This window comes from Actinoplanes sp. NPDC000266 (assembly GCF_042899005.1).
Classification (GTDB): domain Bacteria; phylum Actinomycetota; class Actinomycetes; order Mycobacteriales; family Micromonosporaceae; genus Actinoplanes.
This window is the reverse complement of record NZ_JBIAZI010000021.1, coordinates 1-12,588: the sequence shown is the minus strand read 5'-3', so window position 1 is coordinate 12,588 and position 12,588 is coordinate 1. Positions and strand designations below refer to the sequence as shown.

General features: G+C 70.3%; 10 protein-coding genes. 4 read left to right on the top strand and 6 right to left on the bottom strand.

The window, feature by feature from the left end; genetic code table 11:
- Positions 1 to 59 precede the first annotated feature (59 nt).
- Together ACFY36_RS49250 and ACFY36_RS49245 are read left to right on the top strand one after the other, a co-directional pair.
- Positions 60 to 797 carry a M23 family metallopeptidase gene (locus tag ACFY36_RS49250; protein ID WP_499752852.1) on the top strand — a complete coding sequence of 246 codons (738 nt, stop codon included), beginning with the start codon at positions 60 to 62 and terminating at the stop codon, positions 795 to 797.
- Between the two features lie 129 nt (positions 798 to 926).
- Entirely contained in the window at positions 927 to 1,733 is an 807-nt protein-coding gene (locus ACFY36_RS49245; RefSeq protein WP_499752851.1) for a M23 family metallopeptidase, read from the top strand.
- Here the strand turns inward: ACFY36_RS49245 and pcrA are convergent.
- A complete protein-coding gene (gene pcrA, locus ACFY36_RS49240) occupies positions 1,730 to 4,120 on the bottom strand; it encodes a DNA helicase PcrA (protein ID WP_499752941.1) in 2,391 nt (796 codons plus the stop codon). The genes ACFY36_RS49245 and pcrA overlap by 4 nt on opposite strands.
- A gap of 201 nt (positions 4,121 to 4,321) precedes the next feature.
- Here pcrA and ACFY36_RS49235 point away from each other — a divergent pair, with 201 nt between their 5' ends.
- On the top strand, positions 4,322 to 6,145 hold the full coding sequence (locus ACFY36_RS49235; RefSeq protein ID WP_499752850.1) for a bifunctional metallophosphatase/5'-nucleotidase: 1,824 nt from the start codon (positions 4,322 to 4,324) through the stop codon (positions 6,143 to 6,145).
- Between the two features lie 13 nt (positions 6,146 to 6,158).
- Here ACFY36_RS49235 and ACFY36_RS49230 read toward each other — a convergent pair whose 3' ends face one another.
- On the bottom strand, positions 6,159 to 7,928 hold the full coding sequence (locus tag ACFY36_RS49230; RefSeq protein ID WP_499752849.1) for a methyl-accepting chemotaxis protein: 1,770 nt from the start codon (positions 7,926 to 7,928) through the stop codon (positions 6,159 to 6,161).
- 297 nt (positions 7,929 to 8,225) lie between these two features.
- Here ACFY36_RS49230 and ACFY36_RS49225 point away from each other — a divergent pair, with 297 nt between their 5' ends.
- On the top strand, positions 8,226 to 8,564 hold the full coding sequence (locus tag ACFY36_RS49225; protein ID WP_499752848.1) for a chorismate mutase: 339 nt from the start codon (positions 8,226 to 8,228) through the stop codon (positions 8,562 to 8,564).
- A gap of 3 nt (positions 8,565 to 8,567) precedes the next feature.
- Here ACFY36_RS49225 and ACFY36_RS49220 read toward each other — a convergent pair whose 3' ends face one another.
- The 4 genes from ACFY36_RS49220 to ACFY36_RS49205 are packed head-to-tail and all read right to left on the bottom strand — an operon-like array spanning position 8,568 to position 12,429.
- Complete coding sequence (locus tag ACFY36_RS49220; RefSeq protein WP_499752847.1) at positions 8,568 to 9,572, bottom strand: ABC transporter ATP-binding protein; 1,005 nt, start codon at positions 9,570 to 9,572, stop codon at positions 8,568 to 8,570.
- Positions 9,565 to 10,563 (bottom strand): ABC transporter ATP-binding protein, encoded by a 999-nt coding sequence (locus ACFY36_RS49215; RefSeq protein WP_499752940.1) that lies wholly within the window; start codon positions 10,561 to 10,563, stop codon positions 9,565 to 9,567. Before ACFY36_RS49215 ends, ACFY36_RS49220 begins: the two co-directional genes overlap by 8 nt.
- A 5-nt stretch (positions 10,564 to 10,568) precedes the next feature.
- Positions 10,569 to 11,507 (bottom strand): ABC transporter permease, encoded by a 939-nt coding sequence (locus ACFY36_RS49210; protein ID WP_499752846.1) that lies wholly within the window; start codon positions 11,505 to 11,507, stop codon positions 10,569 to 10,571.
- The gene (locus ACFY36_RS49205; protein ID WP_499752845.1) at positions 11,500 to 12,429 is read right to left on the bottom strand and encodes an ABC transporter permease; all 930 of its coding nucleotides are present in this window, start codon (positions 12,427 to 12,429) and stop codon (positions 11,500 to 11,502) included. The genes ACFY36_RS49210 and ACFY36_RS49205 overlap by 8 nt, the downstream gene beginning before the upstream one ends.
- Positions 12,430 to 12,588 lie beyond the last annotated feature (159 nt).

Here is a 12,588-nt window from a genome sequence, read left to right as displayed (position 1 = left end):
TCACCGGCAATTAGGTGAGCCCGTGACGCCGACGTTTTGCCACCGACGGAGGGTTGTTCGTGCGCCAGCGCTTGTCGTCTGAGCCCGATCGCTATCGCGGCCGACGCCGCGTACCAACCCCTCCCCGCAGCCGCTACGCCGTCGCCGTCACCTCGGCCTTCGTCGGAGCCGGAGTCGTGGCGCTGGGCGCCGCGGCCAACATGCCCGACACCAAGCAGGTCGACACCGAGGTTCTGAAGAGCCTCCAGAGCGCTCAGGTCGCCGACGCCGTCGCCGACCGCGCCGCCGACGACACCGCCGCCTCGCGGAGCGACAGCCGCGACTCGGCCGCCAAGCAGAACGTCAGCGCCGAGCAGGCCGCCGAGGACGTGTGGCTGCTCCCCCTCGACGACTACGTCTTCACCTCGCCCTACGGCGTCCGGTGGGGCAAGCTGCACGCCGGCATCGACCTGACCGCCCCCGAGGGCATGCCCTACAAGTCGGTGCACGCCGGTGAGGTCACCCAGGCCGGCTACAACGGCGGCTACGGCTACTCGGTCACCGTGAAGAACGAAGACGGCACCGAGGTCATCTACGCCCACTCGCGCCGGGTGCTGGTCAACGTCGGCGACAAGGTCAAGGCCGGTCAGGTGCTCGGCGAGGTCGGCAACACCGGAGCCTCGTACGGCGTACACCTGCACCTCGAGATCCACGTGAACGGCGCTCCGACCGACCCGATCCCGTTCCTGCGCGAGCGCGGCGTCGACATCAAGCTCCAGGTCGAGTCGGTGTACGCCGGGATGGCCGCGGCCTCCTGATTTTCCTCCCGGGGTGCCGGATGGTTGCCCCTCGGTAGGCGTTGCGTTCCCAGTCGTCCAGTCAGCTCAGTGCCCGCCCCAGGGGGCCGACAGGCAGATGTCGGTCACCAACTGGGGAGGTCTTGCCGCGTGCCGAATCGAGTCGAGTCCCTCGGCGGACGTCACCGCCGGGAGACGGTACGCCGGCACGTCGCCCTGCCCTTCGCCCTCGCCGGCCGCCGCGCGCGCAACGTGGCCCTGACTGTGGCCCTCGGCGCCGCCCTTGCTACCGGCATCACCGGTGGGGTGGCAGCCGCGGCCGAGTCGTGGCAGAAGCCGGCCGACGTCACCGTCTCGTCCGCCGACTTCGGCAGTGGCGACTTCGGCAGTGGCGACTTCGGCAGTGGCGACGAGTTCGTGCCGGGTGACTCTCTTCCGGCGGTCGACGCGGCCGCGCCCCCCGTGGGTGACATCGCCGGGCAGTCGGCCGGTCAGAAGAAGCGCCCCAAGCCGGTCGTCGTGGCCGCGGCACCGAACGCGGCCGCCGAGACCGGCGCGGCCTGGGTCAACCCGAACCCGGCGGGCCGGGTGACCTCCTGCTTCGGCCAGCGCTGGGGCCGGCTGCACGCGGGCGTCGACATCGCCGGCCCGCACGGCTCACCCATCCTCGCGGCGGGCGCCGGCGTGGTGGTGCGCGCGGGCGCGGCCGCCGGTTACGGCAACGCGGTGCTCATCGACCACGGCAACGGCTATCTCACCCACTACGGGCACATGTCGGTGATCGCCGTGTCGGCCGGCCAGCACGTCACGCCCGGCGAGCGGATCGGCGACGAGGGCTCGACCGGCCACTCCACCGGGCCGCACCTGCACTTCGAGGTGCACGTGGGCACGTACAAGAACCCGATCGAGCCCACCCGCTGGCTGCACGAGCACGGCGTACGACTGCCCGGCTGTTAGATCTTCTCGATGGGGGCGTGCCGGAGGACCAGCCACATCACCTGGTCGCCGAAGTCGATCTGAGCGCGGGCGCCCGGGCCCTGCCCCTCGACGGTGACGACCCGGCCGAGGCCGTAACGCTGATGATTGACCCGGTCGCCGGCCGACACCTTGGGCGCCTGGGGCAGCTCGCTGGCGGTCGAGAGCTTGCTGCCGTCGATGCCGAGGCGGCTCGCGAGCTGCTGCGCCTTCGGCGTGCCGCCGGAGAAGCCGCCACCGCGGGACCGGTCGCCACCGGCGCGGCCACCGACGCCGCCACCCGTACCGGACCATGAGGTGTAGTTGCCGGCCGTACGCTCCCAGCGGATCAGCTCGGGCGGAAGCTCCGCCGTGAACCGCGACGGAGGGTTGTACTGCGGCTGGCCCCACGCCCCGCGGGTGACCGCGCGGGAAAGATAGAGCCGCTGGCGGGCGCGGGTGATCCCCACGTAGGCCAGGCGGCGCTCCTCCTCGAGCTCGTTGTTGTCACCGAGCGCGCGGGTGTGCGGGAAGACGCCGTCCTCGAGGCCGGTCAGGAAGACCACCGGGAACTCGAGGCCCTTGGCCGTGTGCAGCGTCATGAGCGTGACCACGCCCTGGTGGTCGGGGTCGTCGCTCGGGATCTGGTCGGCGTCGGCCACCAGCGCGACCTGCTCGAGGAAACCGGCCAGCGTGGCGGCCGGGGCCTCACCCTCCTCGGCGTCCTCGGCCTGGGCCTCGACGCGCTCGGTGTACTCCCGGGCGACGCTGACGAGCTCCTGGAGGTTCTCCACCCGGCCCTGGTCCTGCGGGTCGAGGCTCTCCTCGAGCTCGGAGAGCAGGCCCGAGCGCTGGAGCACCGACTCGAGCACCTCCTCGGGCGGGGCCGTGCGCGAGAGCTCCCGCAGGTCGTCGAGGAGCTGGACGAAGTCGCCGATGCTGTTGACGGCGCGGGTCGAGATGCCCGGGGCGTCCTTGGCGTGGCGCAGCGCCTGACCGAAGGAGATGCGGTCGCGGGACGACAGCGCCTCGATGCAGGCCTCGGCCCGGTCGCCGATGCCGCGCTTGGGGGTGTTCAGGACGCGGCGGATGCTCACCGTGTCGTCGTCGTTCACCACCGCGCGCAGGTAGCCCAGCGCGTCGCGGACCTCCTTGCGCTCGTAGAAGCGCACCCCGCCGACCACCTTGTAGGGCAGGCCGACCCGGATGAACACCTCCTCGAACACACGGGACTGCGCGTTGGTGCGGTAGAAGACGGCGACGTCGCCGGGGCGGGCGTCGCCGCGGTCGGTGAGGCGGTCGATCTCGCGGGCCACCCAGTCGGCCTCGGCGTGCTCGGTGTCGGCGACGTAGCCGACGATCTGCTCGCCCGCGCCCTGGTCGCTCCAGAGCCGCTTGGGCTTGCGGGACGTGTTGCGGTCGATCACCGCGTTGGCCGCCGACAGGATCGTCTGGGTGGAGCGGTAGTTCTGCTCCAGCAGGATCGTGCGGGCGTCGGGGTAGTCACGCTCGAACTCGAGGATGTTGCGGATGGTGGCGCCGCGGAACGCGTAGATCGACTGGTCGGCGTCACCGACCACGCACAGCTCACCGGGCGGAAGGTCGCCGTCCTTCTCACCGACCAGAGCCTTCACCAGCATGTACTGCGCGTGGTTGGTGTCCTGGTATTCGTCGACGAGCACGTGACGGAAGCGGCGACGATAAGTCTCCACGACATGCGGATGCGACTGGAACAGGTGGACCGTGGCCATGATGATGTCGTCGAAGTCGAGCGCGTGCGCCTCGCGGAGGCGGCGCTGATAGAGCTCGTACGCCTCGGCGATGGCCCTCTCGTTGGGCCCCTTGGCCTTCTCCTTGAACTCCTCGGGCTCGATCAGCTCGTTCTTGAGGTTGGAGACCTGGGCCGCGAGACCGCGCGCCGTATATCTCTTCGGATCGAGGTCGAGCTCACGGACCACGAGCTGCATGAGCCGGCGCGAGTCGTCGGCGTCGTAGATGGAGAAGGTGCTCTTGAGGCCGGCGTGCTCGTGCTCGGCGCGCAGGATGCGGACGCACGCCGAGTGGAAGGTCGAGACCCACATCAACCGGGCACGGGGGCCGACGAGGTGGGCGACCCGCTCCTTCATCTCGCCGGCGGCCTTGTTGGTGAAGGTGATCGCGATGATCTCGCCGGGGTGCACGTCGCGCGCGGCCAGCAGATAGGCGATGCGATGGGTCAGCACCCGGGTCTTGCCCGAACCGGCGCCGGCCACGATGAGCAGCGGCGAGCCGGCGTGGGTCACGGCGTCGCGCTGAGGGCCGTTCAGGCCGGTCAGCAGCGACTCGGGGTCGAGCCCGCGCGGTTTCGGGCGCGGGGGTCTCGGCGCCTCGGGCTCCCGCACAGCGGGCATCGCGAACAGGGCACCGTCGGAGGTTTCAGAGGAAGGTCGCATCGCGGGGGCAAGTCTATGCCGACCCACCGACAAGAATCGCCGTCGTCCACCGGGGCCTGAGTTATCCACAGGTTTCGGCCAACCGGTAGCGCGCACACCCATCAATGCACCAGGCTGTCGAGGTCGGCCGACCCTCACCGTGATCGGGAGTTGAGCACTATGGACCGTCTCCGCCATCTCGCCGTCCCGGCCCTGGCGCTGGCCGTCGTCGCCGGCCTGCCGCTCGCGCGGCCCACACCCAGCGCCGCCGCGCCGCCGGAGTTCGCCCCGGTCAGTGTCTCGGCCGGCCTGCCCAAGGGCGCGACCGTCAAAGGGCAGTTCCTCAGCTACAACGACTTCCACGGCGCGATCGACCCGCCGAGCGGGAGCGGCGCCGTGGTCAACGCGTCCGGCACGAGCACGCCCGCGGGCGGCGTCGAATATCTGGCGACCTATCTGAAGAAGCTGCGGGCCGAGGCCAAGGCCGAGGGCCGTAAGACCCTGACCGTCGGCGCCGGCGACCTGATCGGCGCCACCCCGCTGGTGAGCGCGGCCTTCCACGACGAGCCGACGATCGAGCTGATGAACCAGGTCGGCCTGCAGGTCAGCTCGGTCGGCAACCACGAGTTCGACGAGGGCGTCGGCGAGCTGATCCGCATGCAGCGCGGCGGCTGCCACCCGGTCGACGGCTGCCAGGACGGCGACGGCTTCGGCGGAGCGAAATTCACCTATCTCGCGGCCAACACGATCGACAACAAGACCGGCCTGCCGATCCTGCCGCCGATCGACATCAAGCTGGTCGACGGCGTTCCGGTCGGCTTCGTCGGCATGACCCTCGAGGGCACGCCCGGCATCGTCAATCCGGCCGGCATCAAGAACGTGCACTTCACCGACGAGATCCAGACCGCCAACAAGTGGAGCAACGTGCTCAAGCTGTTCGGCGTGAAAGCTCAGGTGCTGCTCGTGCACGAGGGCGGTTCGCAGGGCACGGCCACCCCGACGCCGGGCGTCTCCGACTGCACCAACTTCTCCGGGCCGATCGTCCCGATCGTGGCCGGGCTCAACCCCGAGTTCGGTCTGGTCGTCTCCGGGCACACCCACCGGTTCTACTCGTGCACGCTGCCCAACAAGAAGGGCACGTCGGTGGTGACCAGCGCCGGCACCAACGGGCAGCTGATCACCGACATCGACTACACGATCGACCGGCGCAGCGGCCGGTTCGCCGAGATCACCGCGAAGAACGTGATCGTCGAGAACGGCGTGGCCGACGGGCAGGGCGGCTGGAAGCGGGACGCGAACGGCGTCTATCTGAAGAACCCCGACACGGTCGACGCGGGCGCCAAGAAGATCGCCGACAAATACCGCACCGCGGTCGCGCCGATCGCCAACCGCGTCGTCGGCTCGATCACGGCCGACATCACCCGCACGGCGACGCCGGCCGGTGAGACCCCGCTCGGCGACGTGATCGCGGATGCCCAGCTGGCCTATACGAAGGCCGGCGGGGCGCAGATCGCGTTGATGAACCCGGGTGGCATCCGGGCCGACTTCGACGCCGAGGCGTCGGCCGGTGGCGAGGCCAACGGCCAGGTGACGTACGGCGAGGCGTTCACCGTTCAGCCGTTCAACAACCTGGTGGTGACGCAGACCTTCACCGGGGCGCAGATCAAGGCCGTGCTGGAGCAGCAGTTCGCCGGGCACCAGGGCCAGACGACGACCAAGATCCTTCAGGTGTCGGCCGGCTTCACGTACACGTGGAGCGCCTCGGCCGCGCTCGGCTCGAAGATCTCGAACCTGGCCCTCAACGGCACGCCGATCGACCCCGCCGCCTCCTACCAGGTGACCACGAACGACTTCCTGGCCAACGGCGGTGACGGCTTCAGCGCCCTGACCGCCGGCACCGGCCGCACGACCGCACCGGGCTTCGACATCGACGCCTTGGTCGCCTATCTGGGAGCGGCCCCGGTCGCCCCGGGCCCGGCCAACCGCATCAGCACTACGGCCTGACCCACCGGGCCGGTCAGAAGAGTTCGAGGCCGCCGCCGGGGGCGGTGGTCTCGGGCTGGGGCTGGCCGGTCTGCTCGGGGGCCAACTGGTCGATCTGGGCGATGGCCGCCTGGACCTGGGAGATCAGGCCGCTGATGCTGTGCTGCTGGTCGTCGGCGACCGAGCGGACCTGGTCGATGGCGGCGCGGACGCTCGCGATGCCGTCGGTCATGGTGGCCACGGCGCTCGACACGTCGGTGGCGCTCGCGGTCAGGGCGCCCAGCGTGGTCGTGATGCGGTCGGCCGAGGTGGACGTGTCGTCAGCCAGCTTGCGGACCTCGTCGGCCACGACCGCGAAGCCCTCTCCGGACTTACCGGCGCGGGCGGCCTCGATCGTGGCGTTCAGGGCCAGCATGCGGGTCTGGCCGGCGATCTGCGCGATCACCGCGACCATCTCGGCGGCGGCGGGCAGGCTGACGCCGAGCGCCTCGGCCGCCCGGTCGGCCTGGGCCGCGTGGTCGGCCATCTGCTCGGTCGCCGAGTGGGCCGCGGCGGCGCCGGCGTTGATGTTCTCCACCGACTCGCGGACCGTGTCGACCTCGTGGACGGCGTCGCCGAGCTGATAGGCGATGCCGCCGATGATCTGCTCCGACTCGGCCTGCACCCGGCGCAGCGTCTCGTCCCGCGCGTGCTCCTCGGCCGTCAGCTGCTCCTCCCGCAGCGCCTCGGCGCGCGCCCGCTCCTCGGTGATCTCGGCGTCCTGCGCCTCGAAGGAAGCGAGCATGCCGTTGACCGCGGCCCCGAGCGCGTTCAGGTCCGGATGCGACGAGCCGGGCAGCCGGCCGCGCAGGTCACGGGACTCCATGATCTCCTCGGCCGCCCGCCGCAGCGGCCGCACCTCGTCGCGGACGGTGCCGCGGACCACCCGGCCCAGCGCCGCCTTGAGGATGATCATCGTCAGGACGATGACGACCGCGATCGCGATCAGGGTGCGCACCGCCGCGGTGTGCACCGGGCGCTCCTCAAGAATCTGGAACGTGACCCCGGCCCCGTCGACGCCGGTGACCGTGGTCTGCACAGCCACCTCGTCGCCGACCACTGCGGTGTCCACCCGCAGCGTGCCGATCAGGCTGTTCAGATCCTCGTGCTGCACCCGGCCCTTGACCGGGCCGTCCCGCAGCGTCGTCGTGTCCTCGGTACTCTCCTGGAGCATTCCCAGGCCGGTGGCGTCGAGCGCGCGGAGCAGGATCAGCGAGCCGGACGACGTTCCGCCACCGCTCCGCTCGAAGACCGGGAGACTGCAGAAGATCGTGGGGGTGCCGGTCGCGGAGGTGACCCCGCAGCGGGCCTCCCCGGCCGCCGCGCCGGTGTCGACCAGGGTCTCCAGCACCGACGAGTCGCGCAACTCGTCCGGCAGATCGTCGTAGCCCTCCGAGCCGAGCAGCCCGCCGACCGTTCTTCTCCCGTCCCGGCTCACGCCCACGACGCCGGAAAGCCCGTACAGGTCCCGCACCGTCGCGGGCGGGAAGTCGCCCTCGAAACCGGCCTGGTCACCCTCGGCCACATGGGTGTGGACGCTGGTCCGCATCGAATTGGTGATCCCGAAGTCGACGAGGCTCCGCGCCCGCTCGCTGAGCGCGACCCGCAGCTCCTCCGCCTCCTTGACCATCATCCTCTGCTCGACCCCGTTGAAGGCGCGCAGCGTGATCACCCAGACGGGCACCATGAGGACCACGAGCACCACCGCGAGCAGAGCGATGATCCGCAGCCGGCCCGGCGCCCGCAGCACTGTCGGCACGTCCACATGTTCAAGTTAGGCAACGTTGGAGAACCGCTTGTACCGAATAGCCACGTTTGTGCAGGCGGGCACCGGGAGTGGGAGCCGTCCCACGGATCGGGCGCTTTTCTTGCGGACTGGTTCCCGCCGGGGGCATACTCGGCACGTGATCCAGCAGGCGCGATTTTTCTATGGCAGCGGAAGCCCCGCGGCCATAGGACGCGTCTGAACGACAGACCTCCATCAAGCCCCGGGCCTCACCGCCCGGGGCTTGATGCTGCCCGGGCCGGGTCGACCGGGGCGCCAGCACCCGAGGAGCACGACATGACCGCCGACGTGGTGGACAACAAGACCGGCGACAGCGCTGCCCAGACGAGCGCGGCCGGGATGGACCTCAAGACCGGCGCCGCCGAGCCGCTGGCCGCGCACGAGATCAGCGCGATGCGTGAGCGGATCGACGAGATCGACCAGGCGATCATCGACCTCTGGCTGGAACGGGCCCGCCTCTCCCAGGAGGTCGGCCGCACCCGCATGGCCAGCGGCGGCACCCGCCTCGTCCTCTCCCGCGAGCGCGAGATCGTCGAGCGCTTCCGCGAGGCCCTGGGCGCCGACGGCGCCCAGGTCGCCCTGATGATCCTGCGCGCCGGGCGCGGCCCTCTCTGACCCCTACCGCCGGGCCAGGTCGAGCGTCTCCGCGAAGTGGCAGGCGCTCGGATGCGGGGAACGCTCGCGGACCTCGAGGGTCGGCTCGTGGACGGCGCAGCCGGGCTGGGCCTTCCAGCAGCGCGTGCGGAAACGGCAGCCGGACGGCGGATCGGCCGGTGAGGGCACGTCGCCCTCCAGGACGATGTGCCGCCGGTGACCGCGCAGGCGCGGGTCCGGCACCGGGACCGCCGACAGCAGGGCCTGGGTGTACGGGTGGGTCGGCTGGTCGTAGATCGCCACGTGGCTGCCCGTCTCGACCACCTTGCCGAGGTACATCACGGCGATGCGGTCGGAGATGTGCCGGACCACCGACAGGTCGTGGGCGATGAAGACGTACGAAAGGCCGAAGTCGCGCTGGAGGCGCTCGAGCAGGTTGATCACCTGGGCCTGGATCGACACGTCGAGGGCGGACACCGGCTCGTCGCAGACGATGATCTCGGGGCGGAGGGCCAGCGCGCGGGCGATGCCGATGCGCTGGCGCTGACCGCCCGAGAACTGGTGCGGATAGCGGTTGAGGTGGTCGGGGTTGAGGCCGACCGTGTCGATCAGGTCGCGCACCGCGCGCTCGCGGCCCTGCCCTGGCACCGCCTCCGGGTGGATCTCGAACGGCTCGCCGACGATGTCGCCGACGGTCATGCGCGGGTTCAGCGACGTGTACGGGTCCTGCATGACCATCTGGATGTTGCGGCGGGCCTGGCGCAGCGCCGGGCCGCGCAGGCGGATCATGTCGTCGCCGCGTACCCGGATCTCACCGCTCGTGGGTTTCTCCAGGCCGACCAGCATCTTCGCCAGCGTCGACTTGCCGCAGCCGGACTCGCCGACGATGCCGAGGGTCTCGCCCCGGCGCAGGTGCAGGTCGACGCCGTCGACCGCCCGGACCGCGCCGGTCTTCTTCCGCACGACGATGCCCTGGGTGATCGGGAAGTGCTTGACCAGGCCCCGCGCCTCGAGAACGACGTCAGACACCGAGGACCTCCCGGATGAAGTGGCAGCTGGCGATGCGCCGCGACGCGATCTGATAGGCGGGCGGCGGCGGATCCTGCCGGCAGATGTCCCGGGCGTAGGCGCACCGCGGGTGGAACGGGCAGCCCCGCGGCACGTCGGTCAGGGCCGGCGGCAGCCCGCGGATCACGTTGAGCCCGCGGCCCTTGAAGTCGAGGCGCGGGATCGACTCGAGCAGCGCCTTCGTGTACGGGTGGGCCGGGTGCGCGTAGATGTCGTAGACCGGCGCGTACTCGACGACTTTGCCCGCGTACATCACCGCGATGGTGTCGGCGACGTCCGCCACCACGCCCATGTCGTGGGTGATCAGCACCAGGCCCATGTTGCGCTCGCGCTGCACCTCGGCCAGCAGGCCCATGATCTGGGCCTGGACGGTGACGTCGAGGGCCGTGGTCGGCTCGTCGGCGATCAGCACGTCCGGGTCGAGGGCGAGCGCCATCGCGATCATGACGCGCTGGCGCATGCCGCCGGAGAACTGGTGCGGATAGTCGTCGGCCCGGTTCTTCGCGTCGGGGATGCGCACCTGGTCGAGGAGCTCGACGGCGCGGCGCTTGGCCTCCTGGCGGGACAGGCCACGATGCGTACGGAAGAGCTCGCCGATCTGAAATCCGACGCTGTAGACCGGGTTCAGGGCGCTCAGCGCGTCCTGGAAGATCATCGCGATCCGGTTGGCGCGGACCTTGCGGCGCTCGGTCTCGGGCAGTTTCAGCAGGTCGACGCCGCGGTAGAGCACCTCGCCCCTGGTCACGTGGGCCGGTGGCGTGTCGAGGATGCCCATGATCGCCTGCGCGGTGACCGACTTGCCGCAGCCCGACTCGCCCAGCACGGCGAGCGTCTCGCCGGGGCGCAGGATGAGGTTGACGCCGTTCACCGCGCGGGCCACGCCGTCGCGGGTGCGGAACTCCACGTGCATGTCGTTGACCTGGAGCAACGGGGCGTTCGGGTCGAAGTCCATCTCGGTCACCGCAGCTTCGGGTCGAAGGCGTCGCGGATGGCGTCGCCGAGCATGATGAAGGCCAGCACCGTCATCGCGAGGAAGACCGAGGGCCAGATCAAAGGCGCCGCGGTCGTACGGACGTACGGCCCGGCCTCGGCAATCGCGATGCCCCAGCTGATGGCGTCGCCCTTGAGCCCCACGCCGAGGAACGACAGTGTCGACTCGCTGGCGATGTTGACGCCGAGCAGGATCGTCAGCACCACCAGGAACGGGCCGATCGAGTTGGGCAGGATGTGCCGGAACATCTGGCGCCCGGGGCTCGCACCGAGCATGCGGGCCGCCGCCACGTAGTCCTGGCCCTTGGCCGAGATGACGGCCGAGCGCATCACCCGGGCCGACGTCGTCCAGCCGAGCAGCCCGAGGGTCAGCGTCACCGCCAGCAGGCCGTTGTCGTCCGGGTTCGCCGAGAACCGTTTGGCCAGCACGATCGCCGCCAGCAGGAACGGGACGCCGAGCATGACGTCGATGAAGCGGGACAGCACCGCGTCGAGCCAGCCGCCGTAGTAACCGGCGGCCAGGCCGAACAGCAGACCGATGACGCCGGCGATCAGGGTGGCGAACAGGCCGACGATCAGCGAGTCGCGCGCGCCGTAGATGGTCTTGGCGTAGACGTTGCAGCCCTGGAAGTCGTAACCGAAGGGCGCGCCGCCGGCCGAGCCGGCGTTCTTGTTGGCCAGCACGCAGTCGCGCGGGTCGGCCGAGGTGAACAGCGACGGCCAGGCCGCCATCAGCAGGATGACCACGACCAGCACCGCCGCCACCCAGAAGATCTTGCTGGAGCGCAGGTCGATCCAGGCGTCGCCGGCCAGGCTGCGCGGCTTGGCCGGCGAGCTGCCGTGGCGGGGGCGGGTCGGCGCCGGGCCGGGCGCCTCGGCCGCGCTGACGGCGTTGAGGTCACTCATAGCGGATCCTGGGGTCGAGAGCGGCGTACAGCAGGTCGACGATCAGGTTGATCACCAAGAAGACGATCACCAGAACGCTCACGAAGCCGACCACCAGCGGGCCGTCCTCGGCGCGGATGCCGCGGAACAGGTTGAAGCCGACGCCGGGGATGTTGAAGACACCCTCGGTGACGATCGCGCCCGACATGAGGGCGCCGATGTCCACGCCGATCAGCGTGATCACCGGGATCAGGGAGTTGCGCAGCACGTGGGCGCCGATCACCCGCTTGTTCGTCAGACCCTTGGCCCGGGCCGTACGCACGTAGTCGGCCCGCATGTTCTCGGCCACCGAGGAGCGGGTGACCCGCAGCTCGGTCGCGATCACCAGAGTGCCCAGCACCAGGGCGGGCAGCAGCAGGTCCCACAGTCCGGCGTCACGGGTGACGGTGACCGGGAACCAGCCGAGCTGGACACCGAAGACCACCTGGGCCACCGGGGCCAGCACCACGACCGGCATGGCCAGCACGATCAGAGTGATCACCAGCGTGACGTTGTCGAACACGCCACCGCGGCGGATGCCGGAGAGCACGCCGGCCGAGACGGCGATGACGGCCGCGATCAGGACCGCGAGCAGCGCCAGCTTGATCGTGATGGGCCAGGCCTCGGCCAGCATCTCGCTGATCGGGCGGCGCTGGGTCAGCGAGGTGCCGAGGTCGCCGGTGAGCAGGCCCCGCACGTAGTGCCAGTACTGCACGAAGAAGGGGTCGTCGAGGTGGTACTGCGCGTTCAGGGCGGCCCGCTGGCTCTCGCTGAGCGGGCGCTCGCCGACCAGCGCCTGATAGGGGTCGTCCTGGTTGGCGAACATCAGCGCGTACACGAGGAACGTGGCCCCGAAGAAGGTGAGCACCATCTGGAGCAGGCGCCGCACGATGTAGCGGAACATGTGGGTGAAGCCTCTTGGGCCGAAGGGGTGGAACACAGCGGTGGGGGGGGGGGGGGGGCGGGCCGCGGCCCCCCCCCCCCCCCCCACCAAAACCCAAACACAAAAAAAAAAAAAAGAAGATAATATAACGAAAAGGAAACAAAACAAAACAGAGACACA